The following is an 18,006-nucleotide window of genomic DNA, read 5'->3' as shown; positions in this document are numbered from 1 at the left end:
GCCGCGCCGGTCTCCCTTCGTTTTCCCTTCCCCCGCTACAAGCGCGGCCGCTGGCCGATCGCCAGTTGCAGCTGCGTGCTGGCGATGGCCGCATCGGCGCGCACCTGCACATAGCCCTGATACGCCTCATCGGCCGAACGCTGCGCCGCCAGCCATTCCAGCAGCGAAGCATTGCCGCTGAAGTAGGACAGGCGCATGCCGTCGACCACCTTTTGCGCATCGACCAGCACGCCGTCGCGGTAGCGCGCCAGCCTGTCCTGCGCCGCACGCAGCTGCCGCTGCGCCGTGCGTACCTGCGTTTCCGCCGCCAGTTCCGCCTGGCGCAGAGCCAGCATCGCCTGCGTCACGCCCGCTTCCGCCTGCACCACGTCGCCCTTGTCGCGCCGCGACAGGGGGATGGGGATGGCCAGCGATACGCTCAAGGCGCGCGAGCGCGGCGACCCGTCGACGGGATTGCCGCTGGCGTCAAAGCCGTCATGGTAGCCGCGCGCGGCGGCCAGGCCCACGGTGACGGTCGGGTCGACCGAGCGGTTGGCGCGCACCAGCGCCGCGCCGTCGCGCAGATTGTCCACGGTGGCGCGGGCGATGCGCACGTCGCTGCGCTCGCGCAGCGCCTGCGGCACCAGGGTGCTGGCATCCTGGTCGGCATACGCGGCGAAATCGCAGGCCAGCTGCGCGTCCGGAAACAGGCTGTCGAACTGGCGGCCCAAGGGGGGCGACAAATTCAACATGGCGCTGTCCGCCTCGCTGCGCGCCTGCGCCAGCTCGGCCTGGAACTGGTCGCGTTCCACGCGCGACTGCAGCAGCTCGATGCCGCCCACGTCGCCCGCCTTGCGACGCACGGCGTTCGCCTCGACGACTTTCGACAGGGCCGCCATGGTCTGCTGCTTGCGCGCGAGGACCTCGCGCGTGCGGCACGCTTCCGTGAACGCCGCGGCGGCCGTGCCATACAGTTCGCTTTTGAAGCCGGCCACCGTTTCCTCGGCCAGCGCGACATGGCTGTGCGCCGCCTTCAAGCGCGCGGCGCGCTTGCCGCCTGTCTCGATGGCCATGCTGATGGCCGGATTCCACGTGACGGGACGGTGTTCGACGCTGCGCACGGTTTCGCGCGTGGCGCCCAGCGTGAATTCGGGATCGGGACGCAGGCCGGCGATGCCGATGCCGGCCTTGGCCGAGACGATGTCTTCCTGCTGCGCCTGCAATTCCAGGCTGTGGCTCTCCACGGCGGACAAATAGGTCTCGAAGGTCAAGGGCGCGGCGTTGGCGCCGGGGGCGATCAGCCAGGCCGCCAGCAGGACTTTAAAACGTGTCATGGTTCACTCCTTCGGTATCGATCCGGCGTTGTTGTACATACGCCTCGATCAGGTAATACAGGGCCGGCAACAGCAGCAAGGTCAGCGCCGTCGCCGTCACCAGGCCGCCCACCACCACGGTGGCCAGCGGGCGCTGCACGTCGCTGCCCAGGCCCGTCGCCAGCATGGCCGGCGTCAGCCCCAGGGCGGCCACGGTGGCCGTCATCAGCACGGGGCGCATGCGGTCGCGCGCGCCACCCAGCACGGCCTCGCGCAAGCTCATGCCTTCATCCGCGCGCAAGCGGTTGATCTGCGCCAGCATCAGCACGGCATTGAGCACGGCCACGCCGAACAGGGCGATGAAGCCGACGGCGCTCGACACGTTCAGGGTCATGCCGCGCAGGTGCAGCGCGGCCAGGCCGCCCAGCATGGCCAGCGGCACGGCCAGCAAGACCAGCGCGGGCTGGCGCAGGTTGCGGAACTGGCCAAACAGCAGCAGGAACATGGCGCCCAGGGTCATCGGCAGGATCAGGGCCAAACGGCTTTGCGCGCGCTGCAGGTTTTCAAACTGGCCGCCCCACTCGACGCTGATGCGCTGGTGCTCGTTGGCCACGGCTTGCGCCACCAGCGGGCGCGCTTCGGCCAGGAAACCGGCCAGGTCGCGTCCGCGGGCGTTGAGGCGCACGATGATGTGGCGCCGCCCCATTTCGCGCACGATCACGCTTTCGCCCGAGGTGGTGCTGATGGTGGCCACCTGCGCCAGCGGTATCCTGGCGCCGTTGGCGGCCGTGAGCTTCAGGCTGGCGATGGCATCGGGGCTGGAACGCGTGGCGGGCGGGAAGCGCACGGCGATGTCGTAGCTTTTCTCGCCCACGTACACCTGGCCGATGGGCGCGCCGCCGATGCCGGTGGCAATCAGGTCGGCCACGTCGGCTGCATTGATGCCATAGCGGGCCGCCTTGGCACGGTCCAGTTCCACCTTCAGGTTGGGCAGCGGCGGCTCCACGTCCACGGCCACGTCCGAGGCGCCATGGACAGCCTTCAGGACATTTGCCACCTTGCCGGCGATGGCGCGCACTTCATCGAGGTCGTTGCCGAAGATTTTCACCGTCAGGTCGCTGTGCGCGCCCGACAATTTATCCTGCACGCCATCGATCATCGGCTGCATGAAGGCCACCGTGACGCCCGGCATGCGCGCGAAGCGCGCGTTCATTTTCGCGATCAGCTGCTGTTTGCTCATGCCCGACTTCCAGCTTTTGTATGGATGCAGTCCCACGCTCGCCTCGATGTGCGACGGCGTCCAGTAATCGGTGCCGTCGTCGTTGCGCCCCGTCTGCGTGACGATGGTCGACACTTCGGGAAATTCCAGCGCGGCGCGCCGCAGTTCGCCGGCCATGTCCGACGCCTTGTCCAGGGTGATCCCGGGCGGCATCTGCACCTGCAGCCACAGCGAACCCTCATCGAGGTAGGGTAAAAAATCGCGGCCGATGCTGCCGCCCAGGATGGCAAGCGCTGCGAGCGATCCTGCGCACACCATCGCCACCCAGCGCTTCTTGCCCACCATGCGTTCGAGGAAGCGCCCGTACGCGCCCGCCAGCTTGTCCAGCGCGCGGTTATGGAAGGTGCGGCGCGGCTTGCGCAAGGCCAGCCAGGCCAGGCCGGGGATCAGCACCAGCGCCACCACCAGCGCGCCCGCCAGCGCCGCGCCCACCGCATACGCCATGGGCGAAAACAGCTTGTACTCGATGCGCTGGAAGGCGAACAGGGGCAGGTAGGCGGCGATGATGACGGCCATGCCGAACATGATGGGGCGCGCCACCTGCAGGGTCGCGTCGATGGCGTCCTGCAGGGTGAGGGGCCGCTCCTGTTCCCGCTCGCGGCGGCGCAGCATGTTTTCCAGCACCACCACGGAACCGTCGACGAGGATGCCGAAGTCGATCGCCCCCAGCGACAGCAAATTGGCGGGAATCTTAAAGTGGTGCATGAAGATGAAGGCGATCAGCAGGGCCAGCGGAATCGTCAGCGCGACGATGGCGGCCGCGCGCGGGCTGCCCAGATACAGCAGCAGCACGAGGGCGACCAGCAGCATGCCTTCGCCCAAGGTGAATCCGACCGTGTGCAGGGTGGCGTCGATCAGCGAGCTGCGGTCCAGGTAGGGCACGACCTTGACGTCCTTCGGCAGCACGTTGGCGTTCAAGTCATCGACGGCCGCATGGATGCCGGCCAGCGCTTCGGACGGGTTGAAATCCTTCAGCAGCAGGGTGATGCCTTCGATGGTGTCGGGGTTGTCGTCCTTGCCGAGGATGCCGCGCCGCTCGACGTTGCCGTAGGCGAGCTTGCCCAGGTCCTTCACCAGCACGGGCACGCCGTCCTTGCTGCTGACGACGACGTTGCCCATGTCATCGAGCGAATGCAGCAGGCCCACGCCGCGCACCACGTACGATTGCTGGCCGCGGTCGATGACGCTGCCGCCGCCGCTGACGTTGTTGGCGTTGATGGCGTCCTTCACCTGTGCCAGCGAAAAGCCGTAGCTGTCCAGTTTTGCGGGGTCGAGTTCCAGCATGAATTGCGTCGTCAGGCCGCCGAAATTGCTGACGTCCGCCACGCCGCGCACCTGCTGCAGGCGCGGGATCACGGTCCAGAACTGCAACTCGGACAGTTCGCGTAAAGACCGTGTTTTCGACTCCAGCGTGTAGCGGTAGATCTCGCCCGTGGGCGAGGTGTAGGGATCGAGCCCCGGCTTGGCGTCGTACGGCAGGTTCACGCTGGCCAGGCGCTCCTGTAACCGTTCGCGCGTGAAGTAGCCGTCGCTGCCGTCCTCGAACACCACCGTGATCAGCGACAGGGCGAACAGGCTGCGCGTGCGCAGCACGTGCATGCCGGGCGTACCCAGCAGGGCGCGCTCGAGCGGAATGGTGATCTGCTGCTCGATTTCCTCGGCGCCCAGGCCCGGCACCTGCGTGACGATCTGCGAGGTGACGTCGGCGATGTCGGGATAGGCTTCGATGGGCAGCTGCTTCCAGCAGTAGACGCCGTAGACGGCGACGAACAGCAGCACCAGCCAGACGATGCCGCGCCGCTGGCAGCAGGTGGCGATGAAACGGTCAATCATTGAGCAGCACTCCTTCCTTGACGACGATGCGTTCGCCCGCTTTCAGGCCGGCGAGGATTTCCACCTGTTCTCCATGGCTGGCGCCCACTTCCACCGTGCGCGGCGTGAATACCAGCGGGCTGCGCTCGACCATCACGCGCGTCGACGGCCCGCTCTGCAGCACGGCCGCTGCGGGCACGAGGAGTGCGCGGCGGCTGGCGCCGGCGAATCCCGCGTGGGCGAACATGCCCGGCTTGAAGGCGCCGGCGCGGTTGTCGATGGCCACGCGCACTTGCACCGTGCGCGTCTCGGGATCGAGCACGGCGCCCACATACGCGACCTTGCCCTCGAAAGCCTTGCCGGGCCAGGCGTCGACGGTGATGCGGGCCGAATGGCCCACGGCGACCTGGGCCAGGTCCCGCTCGGCCACGTTGGCCGACAGCCACACGGTGGAGAGATCGGCCACCGTCATGACGGGCGCGTTGATATCGTTCCAGTAGCCGCCCTGGGCGCCGTCCATGGCGATCACGGTGCCGGCGATGGGCGAACGCAGCACGTAGTCGCGGCGCGAACCGCGCGCGCCGGCGCCGTACTGGGCCAGCTTGTCGGCGCTGGCCTGGGCGTCGCTGCCCGCCTGCGCAAAGGCCGCCTGGGCCGATTCGTACTCCTTGCGCGCGGCGATCTCCGCCTCGAACAGGGTTTTCTGGCGCTCGAGTTCCTGGCGCGCCTGCAGCAGGACGGACTTCGCCTTGCTGTCGTCCGCGTAGACGGCACTGAGTTCCGCCGAGTCGAGCGTGAACAGCGGGTCGCCCGCCTTCACGCTGTCGCCCAGCGCGCGCTGCAAGCGCGTGATCCGGCCTGCCAGGGGCGGCGTGATCTTCACCAGTTTTTCCGGCATCGCTTCGATGCTGCCCGGCGCCTCCGTCTGCGTGGCGAACTCCTGTTCCTGCACGGACGCGATCTGCAGGCGCTGGCGCAGCGGCGACATCCTGTCGACGGCGATGCTGCCGTCGTCCAGATGCATCGATTGGACGGGCGGCGTGGCTGCCGCCGTCGGTTTGGCGCAGCCGGCCAGGGCCGAGCAGGCGAGAGCGAGGGCGCAGCTGGCGCCCAGGGCGTTGCGGGTGGTCGTGTTCATCCCGTGTTTCCTTGTTATTGATGGTGATGGGGCATGCGTGGATGCCGTGCCCAGGCGGGCGGTCAGAGGGGAGCGCGGGCAGCGGTATGACAGCGCCGGAAAAGCATAGCAATGTGCTCCTGAAGAAGCGCCCAAGAACGCCTGAATCATTCTTCAGGTTCCGCGCGCGCACGGTGCGGCGCGGTAAAATGCAAGGATGGAAAATGCGGGAAAACGCAGCACAATGGGAAAGGCAGGCATGAGAATCCTCCTGGTGGAAGACGACCGCAAGGCTGCGCGCCTGCTGGCCCGTGGCTTGCAGGAAGAAGGCTTTGTCGTCGACGTGGCGCACAGCGCGGAAGAGGGCGAGGACGAAAGCTACGCCGTCGATTACGACGCGATCGTGCTGGACTGGATGTTGCCGGGCAAGCAGGGCATCGATTTTTGCCGCGATTTGCGCGCGCGCGGCATCCAGACGCCCGTGCTGATGCTCACGGCGCGCGACGCCACGGCCGACCGGGTGGCGGGCCTGAACACGGGCGCCGACGATTACCTGACCAAACCGTTCGAATTCGAGGAGCTGCTGGCGCGCATCCGCGCCTTGCTGCGCCGCTCCGACATCAGCCGCCCGCTGGTGCTGGCGCTGGCCGACCTGACGCTCGATCCCGTCAGCCACCAGGCGACACGGGCCGGCGCGCCGCTGGTGCTGACTCCCAAGGAATACGCGATTCTGCTGATCCTGCTGCGCCAGGCGGGCGAGGTGGTCAGCCGCGCGCGCCTGGCCGAGCAGATCTGGCAGGCGGACCTGATCGGCATCGACAACCTGATCGATGTCCACGTGCGCAACCTGCGGGGAAAAGTGGATGCGCCGGGCTTGCCGCCCTTGATCCACACGGTGCGCGGACGCGGCTTCCGCCTGGCGGAAAACCATGATGGCTAGCTTTCGCAAGCGATTGCTGCTGGTGCACCTGGCCGTCATCCTCGCCATCGTCGCCTGCACGGCGCTGGCCGGCTACTGGGGCCTGTCGCGCGCCGTGCATGGCCAGCTCGATGCGGCGCTGCTGGCGCTGGCCGAGACGGAAATGGCCATGCTGCCGGCCGCGCCGCGCCAGCCCGTGCAGGTGCACGAGGTGGCGCCGGGACTGGCGCCGCCGTCGTTGACGCGCCTGGACCGCCTGGTGCAGATCATCGATGGCGAAGGCCGCGTGCTGGCGCGCAGCCGCAACCTGGAGGCGGCGCAGCTGCCGGCGCCGCCCGCCCTGCTGGCGCGCCTGGCGGCCGGCGAGACCGTCTTCGAAACCCTGCCCAAGTTCGGCGAAGAGCCGCTGCGCATGGTCTCGATTCCCGTGCCCTCATCCGGCGCGCGCCTGGCGGTGCAGGTGGCCGGTTCGCTCGACGACGCCAACCACGTGCTGGCCGCGGCCACCGTGCTGTTTGGCGCCATGGCGCTGGCCTTGCTGGCGGCCGTGGGCCTGGCCGGCGAAATGCTCACGCGCCGCGTGCTGGGCGCCATTGACGATGTGGTGGACCAGGCGCATTCGATCGGCGAAGCCAGCCTGCACCAGCGCCTGCCCCATCCCGGCACGCAGGACGAGATCGGCCGCCTGGTCGATACCCTGAACGCCATGCTGGACCGCCTGGAACACGGCTACGATGCGCAGCGCCGCTTCACGGCCGACGCCTCGCACGAACTGCGCTCGCCCCTGTCGCGCCTGCGCACGGAAATCGAAATCACCCTGCGCCACCCGCGCGAAGCGCCCGAGTATGTCGATGCGCTGGCGTCCTGTCTCGACGAAGTGCAGCGCCTGACGACGCTGGTGGAAGAGCTCCTGATGCTCACGCGCCTGGACGTGGGCCAGGAGCGCAATGCCGTGGAAACCATCGCGCTCAATCCGCTCGTGCGGGCGGCCGCACAGCGGCTGGAAAAGCCGGCCGCGCAGCGCGGCATCCGCATCGTCTTCGATGACAGCGTGGCCGTGCAGGCGCGCGTGGCGGCCGGTCCCGTGGATCTGGTGCTGGCCAATCTGCTCGATAACGCCGTGAAGTTTTCGCCGCCAGGAAGCAGCATCACCGTGCACGTGGCGCGCGAGGGCGAACATGCGCTCGTCGGCGTGGCGGACGCGGGACCGGGCATCGGCGTGGAAGACCTGCCGCATCTGTTCGAGCGCTTTTACCGGGGCGCCCAGGCGCGCGCGGGCGAGGCGCCCGGCTTCGGCCTGGGCCTGGCCCTGTCGCAAGCCATCGTGCACGCCTACGGCGGCAGCATCGAGGCGCGCAACCGCCCGCAAGGCGGCGCGCTGTTCCTCATGCGCCTGCCCGCGTCAAGCTGAGGGGGCCACGCCTTCCCAGCGCACCTGCCGCACTTGCGGCCAGGCGCCCGCGCGGTTGACGAAGCGCACCAGCACGGCGCGCTGCACGGCCTGGCACAGCACCGTGGCGATCAGCCGCACCACTTGCCGGGCATCGTCCCAGCTGCGCAGCATCTGCGACGGCGCCAGGCCCGCGCCTTTGAGTTCGGCCAGCAGCAGGCGCACCACGTGGTCGGCCTGCGCCGCGGGGCAGGTGACGGTCAGGCGGTAGGTGGCCACGACGGGGCCGCGCCTGGCGAACCAATGGAAGAATTTTTTCATCATCACACTCCCCGTTCGGCGACAAATTCCGCGTTGTTCACCAGCGCCCAGCGCACGGCCGAGACGCTGCCTTCCAGGCTCACCTGGCTGACGATCTGTTCCAGCAATCCCAGGCTGGACAAGGGCGTGAGCAGGTCGGCCCGCACTTCGATGCGCCCGGCCTGCGCGGCGTCCTCGCTGTGCAAGGATTGCAGCATCAGCGCCGGCATGCCGCTGATCAAGCGCAGCATCAGCTTGCGCACCTGGACTTCCTGCTCCGCCTCGCACACGGCCGTCACGCGGTAGATGCTTTCCGTCTCGATGCCCGCTTCGCTGCCGTGGGCGTTGATGCGTTGCGCCAGGTGGCGCAGCACCAGGTTGGCGATCAGCACGAAGCCCGTGCCGATGGCCGCTTCCAGCGCGAAGCCCAGGCCGCACAGGATGCCGATGGCGGCCGAGCACCACAGGGTGGCGGCCGTGTTCAGGCCGCGCACCGTCATGCCCTCGCGCATGATGACGCCGGCACCGAGAAAACCGATGCCCGACACCACCTGCGCGGCGATGCGCATATGGCCGGAGGCATCGCCTTCGAGCACGGAAACCATCACGAACAGCGAGGCGCCGACGGACACCAGCGCATTCGTGCGCAGGCCCGCCATGCGCTGGCGCAGCTGGCGTTCGGCGCCGATCATGGCGCCCAGGGTCAATGCCGCGGCAACGCGCAGCGCAAAGTCAAATACCACCATCAGTTTCTCCCGGCTGGGGAGGAACAGGCGAGTGCAAGGGCGAAGACAATCCGCCCGCAAGGGGGCAGCAGACGATCACGGTGGAACGATGAGGAGGGAAGTGGCGGCGAGAGAGTACTGCCGCTGGTAAAACCGCACCTTGCCGAGGGCAGGGCGGGCGGAATGCGCGCGTCTTGCCTAAGGCCGATCGCCGATGGTCAATCGACTACTGTCACTGGAACAAGCACCCACGAGTCACTCCATATCATTGATAACGGGGACAGTCTAGCCAGTGGTGCCGCTTTGGTCAACTGAAGCTCTCTTCAGGCAGCCGCCGCGTCGTCCCCGCCAATGCGGGGACGGTGAAGGCGACCGGTCAATCAGTGGGCGTGTGCCTTGCCGTCATCGGCGGATTCGGCATGCTCGCCGCCGCCGAAAAAGCGCGCGGCGCGCTTGCCCAGGCTGTCGAGATAGGTGTAGGCGACGGGCACCACCACCAGCGTCAATAGCGTCGAGGTGATCACGCCGCCGATGACGGCGCGGCCCATCGGCGCCTGCGATTCGCCGCCGTCGCCCATGCCGATGGCCATCGGCAGCATGCCGAACACCATCGCCAGGGTCGTCATCAGGATGGGGCGCAGACGCACTTGCCCCGCTTCCATCAGCGCCTCGAACTGCCCCAGGCCTTCGCGCTGGCGCTGATTGGTGAAGTCGACTAGCAAAATCGCGTTCTTCGTCACTAAGCCCATGAGCATGATGAAGCCGATCACGGAGAAGATGTTCAGGGTGCTGCCCGTGATCAGCAGCGCGGCCAGCACGCCGATCAGGGACAGCGGCAAGGACACCATGATGGCGATCGGTTGCAGGAAGCTGCCGAATTGCGACGCCAGCACCAGGTAGATGAAGATCACGGCGATGCCCAGCGCCATCATCGCACCGCCCATGGTTTCGGCCATCTGCTGCGCATTGCCGGCCACGTCGAAGCGCACGCCCGGCGGCAGGTCGATGGACTTGATGGCCTTCTGCACGTCGGCGTCGACGTCGCCGGCAGGGCGGCCCTGCACGCCAGCATAGATGGCGACGCGGCGCTGCAAGGCCTGGCGTTTGAGCACCTGCGGGCTGGAGGACGGCACGAATTCGACCACCTGGCGCAGCGGAATCATGACGGGCTTGCCGTTCGCGTCAAGCTTGCTCGACGCGAGCGACAGGTCGGCCAGGTCGGCCACTTTTTGACGGCCCGATTTCGGCAGCTGCACGTTGACGTCGTAGTTCTGCCCGTCGCTGGCCAGCCAGTGGCTGACCGTGTCGCCCGCCACGAACGGCCGCAAGGCATTGCCGATCTGCTGCACCGACAAGCCCAGGTCGCTGGCCAGTTCGTTATTGATCTTCACGGTGGTCGAGGGATTGGCGCCTTCCTGGCTGTATTCCATGTCGGCCAGGCCCTTGATGTTGCGCATCTTGTCCATCAGGGTGTGCGCCACCGCATCGAGCTTGCCTTCATCCGTGCCGAGGATGGCGATGAAGATGGGACGCTGGCCGACGGACAGGGTGATGCCGGCAATCGGCGCCAGGCGTTCGCGGATCAGCTTTTCCAGTTCCTGCTGCGAGCGGCGCTTGTGCGTCTTGATGTCCGTCAGCTTCAGGTTCACCTCGGCCGTGTTGCGCCCATCGGGCGTGCCGATATTGGCCACCAGGCTGTCGATCTCGGGAAATTCCTTCAGCGCCGTTTCGATCTGGCGCACCTTGGAATCCGTGTATTCGAGGCTGGAGCCGACGGGCGTCTTGAAGCGCAGGTTGACCCAGCCCTGGTCCGTTTCCGGGAACATCTCGCCGCCGATCATGGGCACGAGCATCAGGCTGCCGACGAACAGCGCCACGGCCGTGGCCAGCGTGGTCTTGCGCCAGCGCAAAGCGACTGCCAGCACCTTGCCGTACCAGACGTGCAGGCGGTCGATGCCCGTTTCGATCCAGGCCATGAAGCGGCCCAGCCACGGCGCGTACTTGAAGCGGTCCTTGACGGGATCGCGCCAGACGGACGACAGCATGGGGTCGAGCGTGAAGCTGACGAACAGGGAAACGAGCACGGCGACGGCCACGGTGATGCCGAACTGCAGGAAGAAGCGGCCGATGATGCCGTCCATGAAGGCGACGGGCACGAACACGGCGACGATGGCGAAGGTGGTGGCCATTACGGCCAGGCCGATTTCATTGGTGCCGTCGTTGGCCGCCTTGTAGTGGTTCTTGCCCATGCCCAGGTGGCGCACGATGTTTTCGCGCACCACGATGGCGTCGTCGATCAACAGGCCGATGCACAGGGACAGCGCCATCAGGGTCAAAAAGTTCAGGGTGAAGCCGAAGGCCTTCATGGCGATGAAGCTGGCCAGCACGGAGATCGGCAGGGTCAATCCCGTGATGATGGTCGAGCGCCACGAGTGCAGGAACAGGAAGACGATCACCATGGTCAGCACGGCGCCTTCGATGATGGTGCGCTTGACGTTATTGAGCTGGCTTTGCACGCGCTCGGATTCGTCATCGAGCACGCGCAGGGTGATATCGGGCGGCAGCGTCTTTTGCAGGTCCGCCGCCACTTTCAGGATGCCGGTGCCCACTTCGACCACGTTGGCGTCCTGCACCTTGGTGATTTCCATGGTCACGGCCTGCTGGCCGTTCATGCGCGAAATCGACAGTTCTTCCTGCTCGCCGTCGACGACGGTGGCCACCTGGTCCAGGTAGACGGGGCCGACGGCGCGGCGCGCGACGATGATCTTGCCGAATTCGCGCGCATCCTTGATCTTGCCTTCCACGCGCACCAGCTGCTCTGCCGCGCCATGGCTGATGGAGCCGGCCGGCAGGTTGGTGTTCGTCGCCTGGATGGCGCGGATCACTTCATCGACGCCGATGCCCTGGGCATTGAGTTCGATCGGCTTCATGCTGATGAGGATCTGGCGCGCGCGCAGGCCGCGCAGCTTGACTTGCCCCACGCCGGCCACGCCCTGGAAGCGCTTGCTGATGATCTGCTCCGTCATGGTCGACAGCGCGCGCAGGTCATGCCCGGTCGAGGTCAGCACGATGGTGGCGATGGGGCGTTCGTTGTCGCCCTCGGCGCGCGCGATGAACGGGTCCTTGGCTTCCTTCGGGAAGCGCGGGCGCACCAGGGCCACCTTGTCGCGCAAGTCCTGCATGGCCTTGTCCATGTTGGTCGACAGCTCGAATTCCAGGTAGACGCCGGCGCGTCCTTCCCACGAATTGGCGCGGATGGTCTTGATGCCGCTGACGGTATTGACGGCGTCCTCGATGGGGCGCGTGATGTCGTTTTCCACGGCTTCGGGCGAGGCGCCCGGGTAGTTCACTTCAATGGCGGCGAACGGGAATTGCACGCTGGGCATGCTCTCCACGCCCAGGCCCCGGTAGGAGAAGATGCCCAGCACCACCAGCGCCACCATGACCATGGTGGCGAAGACGGGGTTTTGAATGCTGACTTTGGTCATCCACATGGCTTAATCCTTCCGTGCCAGCACGGCCGCCGGCGCGGCGGGGGCCGTGGCGGGCGCGGCGAAGGTTACGCCATGGCCCGGTTTTACGCCATCGAGTCTGGCGATGATGACTTTCGCGCCCGGCACCAGGCCCGATTTGACTTCCGCATAGCCTTCATCCTCGTTGCGCAAGCCCAGGGTGACGGGCTGGGCGACCACCTTGCTGTTCACCAGCGCATACACGACGGGGCCCTGCTTTTCGTTGCGCACGGCCGTCAAGGGCACCAGCGGCGCGACGATTGATCGCTCGGTGACGATGCTGCCCTTGGCGAACATGCCGCCGCGCAGCGCGCCATCGCCATTGTCGACGGCGATGTAGACGAGCATGGCGCGCGAGCCGCTCTCGGTGGTGGGGTTGATGCGCATGACCTTGCCGGCGAAGTCGCGCGCGCCGAAACCGTCGACCTTGAAGTGCACGTCCTGGCCCAGCTTGATGCGGGGAATCTCCGCGCTGGGCACGGGCGCTTCCAGGGTCATCTGGGCCAGGTTGACGATGGTGTAGACGGGCATGTCGGGCGAGACTTTTTCGCCCGCCTGCAGGTGGCGCTTGCTGACGATGCCGGCCATCGGCGCGCGGATCACCGTGTCGGCCAGCGCGATGCGGGCGATGTCGACCATGGCGGCGGCGGACTTGACGTTGGCGCGCGCCAGGTCGACCGAGTTTTGCGTCGTGTCGTAGGCCGTCTGCGAAATGTATTTTTGCTTGAGCAGCGCCTGGCTGTTCGCCTCATTCTTGGCCGCCATCGACAGGCGCGCCTGCGCTTCGTCGAGCATGGCTTGCTGCTGCGTCAGGCGGGCGCGCAGGTCGGCTGCGTCCAGGCGCACGAGGACTTGCCCGTTGGCCACTTGCTGGCCTTCCTGCAAGGTCGTTTCCTGGATCACGCCGGAAACCTTGGCCTTGATGGTGGCCTGGGTCACGGGCGCCAGCGAACCGGACAGGGGCAGGCTGATACTGAGTGCGCGCGCATCGATGGCGGCCACGTCGCCCTGCGCCAGTTCATGCACGGGCGTCTTTTCCTCTTCCTTCTTCTTGCTCGCTTGCTGTTCAGCAACTTTGGCTGCCTGCTGCTTCGATTGCATCACCGTCCAGCCGCCGCCGGCCAGGCCCAGCACGACGAGGATCAAGAGGGGCGTGCGCCAGCGCCGGCGGCGCGTGGCGGCAAGGGGAGAGGCGGGGGGCAGGGTCTCGTTTTTCATAGGTTTTTTTCAGGAGCGGCGCAGGGCTTCGGCGCCAGGTCTCGGTGCGGCCGGCCTGCGGCAGGCCGGGGGAATTCGGGTAGCGCATCACCGTGGCGGCCGCAGACGACACGCCTGCCGCTGCGGCCGTTCACGGCGATGCGCATGTTGCCACTTTAGGAAGATTCAAGTCCGGCCGCCATCGCCGTGCGACAGATTGCACAAAATCGGGGCTGGAATGCAAAAAACGGCGACCAAAGACCATCGCCAGCATGCGCGCCGTGCGCGTCACGATGCTTGCGCCTTCTCAAGAAGCCGATTCGCCGGCGCGCAAGAATGGTCGGGATGGTTGCGCCACCGGACAGGTCATTTGCCCGCCGGTTGCCGCGCGGTCGCGCCACGGGGGGCTGATGTCTGATCGGATTGCCGGAGCCGCCCCGTCGCCGGGCCGTTTGCTGGCCGCGGCCGAACCGCAGGCGGGGCCGGCCGGCAAGGCGCTCGATTTGCTGTCCATCATCGTTGCCGCCGTCGAGCAGGCGCCCGGCCTGGCCGTGCGTGGCATCGACCGCGACGGCATCGTGCGCTACTGGAGCTTTGGTGCGGCGCGCCTGTACGGCGTGGCGGCCGAGCTGGCGCTGGGCCAGCCATGGGCCAGGGTGGCCGCCTCGCTGCCCGGTGGCGCCACCCTGGCCGAGGAGCTTGCCGGCGAACTGGCGGCCGTGTGGGAGAGCGGCAAGGCGCGCGGCATGCGCCTGTGGAAGCTCGATGCCGACGGGGCCGCGCCGCGCTGCATCTGTTCCACCGTGTTTCCGGTCATGCAGTCCGGACGTGTGCGGCAAGTGGTGTGCATCGATGCCGACATCACGGCCAGCGGCCAGGATGGCGCTGCGCAGGGCGCCTTGTTGTTGATGGGCGACAATTTCCGCCAGTTGTACGAGAAATCCGCCGACGCCATCGTGCTGCTGCGCGACGAGCACATCGCCGAGGCGAATCCGGCCGCCATTGCCTTGTTTCAATGCGAAGACCGGCCACGGCTGCTGGGGCGCCGCCTCAGCGACTTTTCGCCCTTGCGCCAGCCCGATGGCGAATTGTCCTCGTTGCGCGGCACGCAGCTGGCGGCGCAGGCCCACGCCGACGGCAACTGCCGCTACGACTGGCGCTATCAGACGTGTGCGGGCCAGCTGTTCTGGGGCGAAGTGCTGCTCACCTCCGTCACGCTCGACCATAGCTATCTGTTTTATGCCGTGATCCGCGATATTTCCTCACGCAAACTGGCCGAGCGGGCACTGTACCTGTCGGCGCAGGTGGTCGAGCATGCACGCGAGGCCATCGTCGTGATGGACCCGCAGCAGCGCGTCGTCAGCATGAATCCCGCGTACAGCGAGATCAGCGGCTACAGCCTGGACGACATGCTGGGCAAACCCTTCGTCCCGCACGGCGTCGAGCCGGACGCGCCTGCGTTTTTCGACCACGTGTGGGACGAAGTCGATGCCAACGGTTATTGGCAAGGCGACATCGTCGGCCAGCGCAAGGCGGGCGGGCGCTATCCGGCCTGGCTGTCGCTGACGGCCATCCGCGACCCGCAGGGGCAATTGAGCAATTATCTGGCCATCCTCAGCGACATCAGCGAGCGCAAGAAAAACGAGGAGCACACGCGCCACCTGGCCGAGCACGATTTCCTGACCGACTTGCCGAACCGCGTGCTGCTGCTGGACCGGCTGTCGCTGGCGCTGGCGGCCGCGCGGCGCAAGCTGAGCATGCTGGCCATCCTGTACCTGGATCTCGACCATTTCAAGCACATCAACGACAGCATGGGCCACCACGTGGGCGACCTGCTGCTCAAGGAGGTGGCGCGGCGCCTCGTGCGCTGCGTGCGCGGCGTCGATACCGTCAGCCGGCATGGCGGCGACGAGTTCGTCATCATCCTGGCCGAGGTGGGCGGCATCGACCAGGTGGCCCACGTGGCGGCCAGCCTGCTGCATGCCGTCACGCAACCCTATCAGCTGGGCGAGTACGAATTGCATGTGTCGACCTCGATCGGCGTGGCCATCTTTCCCAGCGATGGCGACAGCATCGATACCCTCGTGCACAACGCCGACATCGCCATGTACCACGCGAAGGAAAGCGGGCGTAACAATTTTCAGTTTTTCAATGCGGAGATGAATGCGCAAATCGTCGAGCGGGCCAGCCTGGAGCAAGGCTTGCGCGCGGCGCTGGGGCGCGACGAATTCGTGCTCGAATTCCAGCCCGCGCTCGATGTCGCCAGCGGGCAGATCCTCGGCGCCGAAGCGCTGCTGCGCTGGCGCCACCCGCAACTGGGCCTGCTGCCGCCCGAGCGCTTCATCGCCGTGGCCGAGGAGTGCGGCTTGATGGTGTCGATCGGCAACTGGGTGCTGCAGCAAGCCTGCCGCCGCGCACGCGCCTGGCACGATGCGGGCCATGCCTGGCGCGTGGCCGTGAATCTGTCGCCGGCGCAATGTCTGCACAATGACTTATTGCTCAGCGTGCAAGAGGCGCTGGCCGTGTCGGGCTTGCCCGCCGCCTGCCTGGAACTGGAAGTGACGGAGTCCTTGCTGATGAAAGGGGGCGCGCGCCTGGCCGGCGTGCTGTCGCAGCTGCGCGCGCTGGGCGCCAGGCTGGCCATCGACGATTTCGGCACCGGCTATTCGCGCCTGGCCAATCTGCGCCATTATCGGGTGGATCAACTCAAGATCGACCCGTCGTTCCTGCCGGCCGCGGCGGACGGCGCGGCAGGCGAGTCCGACACGGCCATCGCCGCCACCATCATCGCCATGGCGCGCGAGCTGCAATTGACGGTGATCGCCGAAGGCGTGGAAACGGCGCAGCAGCTGGCGTATCTGCGGGGGCAGGGCTGCCAGCAATACCAGGGGCGCTATGCCAGCGCGCAAGTGGCGGGCAGTGCTCTGGCGAAGTTATTGAATTAGTGAATGTTTCCTAGCAGCTTGATGCGTGCGAGCACCTGGCCATGGTCGGACGCATGCGGCAATCCCAGCAGCAAATGGTCGTTCAGATACGTCACTTCCTGCAGCACGCCGATGGCGCGCGGCGAGGCGGGGTGGAAATGCTCGGACACGAGGATGTGGTCGATCGTCATGTAGGCGCTGTCGTGGATATTCGTGTAGCCCACGTGGCGCAGGGCATCCTGGCGCAGCTGGATGGCATTGGCGTCGTACAGGCGCGCGCGCATTTCCATGCCCGGTTCGCACGGCGCGCCCGCGCCCATGACGATGGACGTGGTGACGGCATTGGCGATGTCGTTGAAGTCGCCCAGCACGATGCGGGGACGGCCAGTGTGGCCCAGTTCGCTTGCCAGCACGCGCAGGGCCACGGCTTCCGCGCCGCGCCGCTGCAGCGAGCGCAGGTTGGCCAGCGCGTAGGCGGCCGCATCGTTGCCGTCGCCGTGGCGGTAGTCGGGCCGGCGCGATTTCAAGTGCACGACGACCACGTCGGTGAGTTGTCCGCCCGGCAAGATGACCTGGACATGCAGGGGCGCGCGGGCGAAGCGGCAGGCGTTGTCGTCGGCAGGCTGCCTGTCGGCGGACACGGTCACGCCGGCGGGAAAATTCGCCCAAGCAACACCAGCGCCGGCCAGCGGCAGGCGCGATACGAGCGCCACGGTGGGCAGCATGCGTCCGGCAATATCCGTCGCATCGTAGCCGGCCAGCGTGGCTGCGCGGTAGTGGCGCGTGCGCGACAGCACGTCGCGCAGGGCCGCCTGCGAGAAAATTTCCTGGAAACCGATCACGTCGGCGTCGAGCAGGTCGATCTGCCGCGCCGTCCATTCCGCCTTGGCCTCGTATTGCGCCGGGCTCAACGGTTCCAGGTTGTCATACAATTTCGCCCCGGCGGGGGCCAGGTTGCAGACATTGAATGTGGCAAAGCGGATTTCTTCCTGCATAATTAGCACTCCTCACTGAACGATCAGCGTATCACGCATGGCTAAAAAAGAGCATATTTCCGAAACGCAGGCGACGCAGCTGCTGCGCAAGCATCAAGTTTCCTTCGAAGAACACCCGTATCCGTATGAAGAGCACGGCGGCACCAGCGTCTCGGCGCGCGAATTGGGCGTGCCGGAACATGCGGTGATCAAGACCCTGGTGATGCAGGACGAGGCGGCCAAGCCGATGATCGTGCTCATGCATGGCGATTGCAAGGTGTCGACCAAGAATTTGGCGCGCGGCATCGGCTGCAAGTCCGTCGAGCCGTGCAAGCCCGAGGTGGCGCAGCGCCATTCCGGCTACATGATCGGCGGCACCTCGCCGTTCGGCACGAAGAAGGCCATGCCCGTGTATGTGGAGCAATCGATCCTGGAATTGCCGCGCATCTACATCAATGGCGGACGGCGCGGTTTCCTCGTCTCGCTGGCGCCGCAGGTCTTGCTCGACTTGCTCAAGGCTAAGCCGGTGCAGTGCGCGCTGCAAGATTAAGAAAACCAGACGCCG

12 protein-coding genes are annotated in these 18,006 nt (G+C 66.8%); 4 read left to right on the top strand and 8 right to left on the bottom strand.

Translation table 11 applies throughout. From position 1 onward, the window contains the following. Positions 1-35: 35 nt before the first annotated feature. From AC0V2Y_RS14900 to AC0V2Y_RS14890, 3 genes are read right to left on the bottom strand one after another with little or no spacing between them, the layout of a single operon-like run. Positions 36-1,313: a TolC family protein gene (locus AC0V2Y_RS14900; RefSeq protein WP_475417324.1), complete on the bottom strand. Its 1,278-nt coding sequence runs from the start codon at positions 1,311-1,313 to the stop codon at positions 36-38. Beyond that, positions 1,300-4,404, bottom strand: a complete 3,105-nt coding sequence (locus AC0V2Y_RS14895; protein WP_475417325.1) for an efflux RND transporter permease subunit — start codon at positions 4,402-4,404, stop codon at positions 1,300-1,302. Before AC0V2Y_RS14895 ends, AC0V2Y_RS14900 begins: the two co-directional genes overlap by 14 nt. Beyond that, on the bottom strand, positions 4,397-5,521 hold the full coding sequence (locus AC0V2Y_RS14890; protein ID WP_475417326.1) for an efflux RND transporter periplasmic adaptor subunit: 1,125 nt from the start codon (positions 5,519-5,521) through the stop codon (positions 4,397-4,399). Before AC0V2Y_RS14890 ends, AC0V2Y_RS14895 begins: the two co-directional genes overlap by 8 nt. 238 nt (positions 5,522-5,759) lie before the next feature. Between AC0V2Y_RS14890 and AC0V2Y_RS14885 the strand changes: the two genes are divergently transcribed. After that, complete coding sequence (locus AC0V2Y_RS14885; RefSeq protein ID WP_475417327.1) at positions 5,760-6,440, top strand: response regulator transcription factor; 681 nt, start codon at positions 5,760-5,762, stop codon at positions 6,438-6,440. Beyond that, positions 6,433-7,830, top strand: coding sequence for a sensor histidine kinase (locus AC0V2Y_RS14880; RefSeq protein ID WP_475417359.1), 1,398 nt, complete (start codon positions 6,433-6,435; stop codon positions 7,828-7,830). Before AC0V2Y_RS14885 ends, AC0V2Y_RS14880 begins: the two co-directional genes overlap by 8 nt. Here AC0V2Y_RS14880 and AC0V2Y_RS14875 read toward each other — a convergent pair. The 4 genes from AC0V2Y_RS14875 to AC0V2Y_RS14860 all read right to left on the bottom strand — a co-directional run bounded on the left by AC0V2Y_RS14875 (position 7,822) and on the right by AC0V2Y_RS14860 (position 13,564). Continuing rightward, positions 7,822-8,133, bottom strand: coding sequence for a hypothetical protein (locus AC0V2Y_RS14875; protein WP_475417328.1), 312 nt, complete (start codon positions 8,131-8,133; stop codon positions 7,822-7,824). The genes AC0V2Y_RS14880 and AC0V2Y_RS14875 overlap by 9 nt on opposite strands. After that, positions 8,133-8,852, bottom strand: a complete 720-nt coding sequence (locus tag AC0V2Y_RS14870; RefSeq protein ID WP_216350415.1) for an MgtC/SapB family protein — start codon at positions 8,850-8,852, stop codon at positions 8,133-8,135. The genes AC0V2Y_RS14875 and AC0V2Y_RS14870 overlap by 1 nt, the downstream gene beginning before the upstream one ends. Positions 8,853-9,214: 362 nt before the next feature. Continuing rightward, the gene (locus AC0V2Y_RS14865; protein ID WP_475417329.1) at positions 9,215-12,328 is read right to left on the bottom strand and encodes an efflux RND transporter permease subunit; all 3,114 of its coding nucleotides are present in this window, start codon (positions 12,326-12,328) and stop codon (positions 9,215-9,217) included. Between the two features lie 3 nt (positions 12,329-12,331). Beyond that, the gene (locus tag AC0V2Y_RS14860; protein ID WP_475417330.1) at positions 12,332-13,564 is read right to left on the bottom strand and encodes an efflux RND transporter periplasmic adaptor subunit; all 1,233 of its coding nucleotides are present in this window, start codon (positions 13,562-13,564) and stop codon (positions 12,332-12,334) included. Between the two features lie 389 nt (positions 13,565-13,953). Here AC0V2Y_RS14860 and AC0V2Y_RS14855 point away from each other — a divergent pair, with 389 nt between their 5' ends. Further along, positions 13,954-16,488, top strand: coding sequence for a sensor domain-containing protein (locus tag AC0V2Y_RS14855; protein ID WP_475417331.1), 2,535 nt, complete (start codon positions 13,954-13,956; stop codon positions 16,486-16,488). Here AC0V2Y_RS14855 and AC0V2Y_RS14850 read toward each other — a convergent pair. Beyond that, complete coding sequence (locus tag AC0V2Y_RS14850; RefSeq protein WP_475417332.1) at positions 16,485-17,462, bottom strand: endonuclease/exonuclease/phosphatase family protein; 978 nt, start codon at positions 17,460-17,462, stop codon at positions 16,485-16,487. The two genes, AC0V2Y_RS14855 and AC0V2Y_RS14850, sit on opposite strands and share 4 nt — an antisense overlap. Before the next feature lie 37 nt (positions 17,463-17,499). On the opposite strand from AC0V2Y_RS14850, the gene ybaK reads away from it, so the two are divergent. Continuing rightward, positions 17,500-17,991, top strand: coding sequence for a Cys-tRNA(Pro) deacylase (ybaK, locus tag AC0V2Y_RS14845; RefSeq protein WP_326458013.1), 492 nt, complete (start codon positions 17,500-17,502; stop codon positions 17,989-17,991). Positions 17,992-18,006: the final 15 nt, after the last annotated feature.

It is taken from the genome of Janthinobacterium sp. BHSEK, assembly GCF_056174685.1.
Note: the sequence above shows the minus strand (reverse complement) of the source record. Positions and strands in the feature narration are given on the sequence as shown.

Excerpts from the sequence above, each read along its gene's own strand:
- AC0V2Y_RS14900 (WP_475417324.1), bottom strand. The coding sequence starts at position 1,313 with ATGACACGTTTTAAAGTCCTGCTGGCGGCCTGGCTGATCGCCCCCGGC.
- AC0V2Y_RS14895 (WP_475417325.1), bottom strand. The coding sequence starts at position 4,404 with ATGATTGACCGTTTCATCGCCACCTGCTGCCAGCGGCGCGGCATCGTC.
- AC0V2Y_RS14890 (WP_475417326.1), bottom strand. The coding sequence starts at position 5,521 with ATGAACACGACCACCCGCAACGCCCTGGGCGCCAGCTGCGCCCTCGCT.
- AC0V2Y_RS14885 (WP_475417327.1), top strand. The coding sequence starts at position 5,760 with ATGAGAATCCTCCTGGTGGAAGACGACCGCAAGGCTGCGCGCCTGCTG.
- AC0V2Y_RS14880 (WP_475417359.1), top strand. The coding sequence starts at position 6,433 with ATGGCTAGCTTTCGCAAGCGATTGCTGCTGGTGCACCTGGCCGTCATC.
- AC0V2Y_RS14875 (WP_475417328.1), bottom strand. The coding sequence starts at position 8,133 with ATGATGAAAAAATTCTTCCATTGGTTCGCCAGGCGCGGCCCCGTCGTG.
- AC0V2Y_RS14865 (WP_475417329.1), bottom strand. The coding sequence starts at position 12,328 with ATGTGGATGACCAAAGTCAGCATTCAAAACCCCGTCTTCGCCACCATG.
- AC0V2Y_RS14860 (WP_475417330.1), bottom strand. The coding sequence starts at position 13,564 with ATGAAAAACGAGACCCTGCCCCCCGCCTCTCCCCTTGCCGCCACGCGC.
- AC0V2Y_RS14855 (WP_475417331.1), top strand. The coding sequence starts at position 13,954 with ATGTCTGATCGGATTGCCGGAGCCGCCCCGTCGCCGGGCCGTTTGCTG.
- AC0V2Y_RS14850 (WP_475417332.1), bottom strand. The coding sequence starts at position 17,462 with ATGCAGGAAGAAATCCGCTTTGCCACATTCAATGTCTGCAACCTGGCC.
- ybaK (WP_326458013.1), top strand. The coding sequence starts at position 17,500 with ATGGCTAAAAAAGAGCATATTTCCGAAACGCAGGCGACGCAGCTGCTG.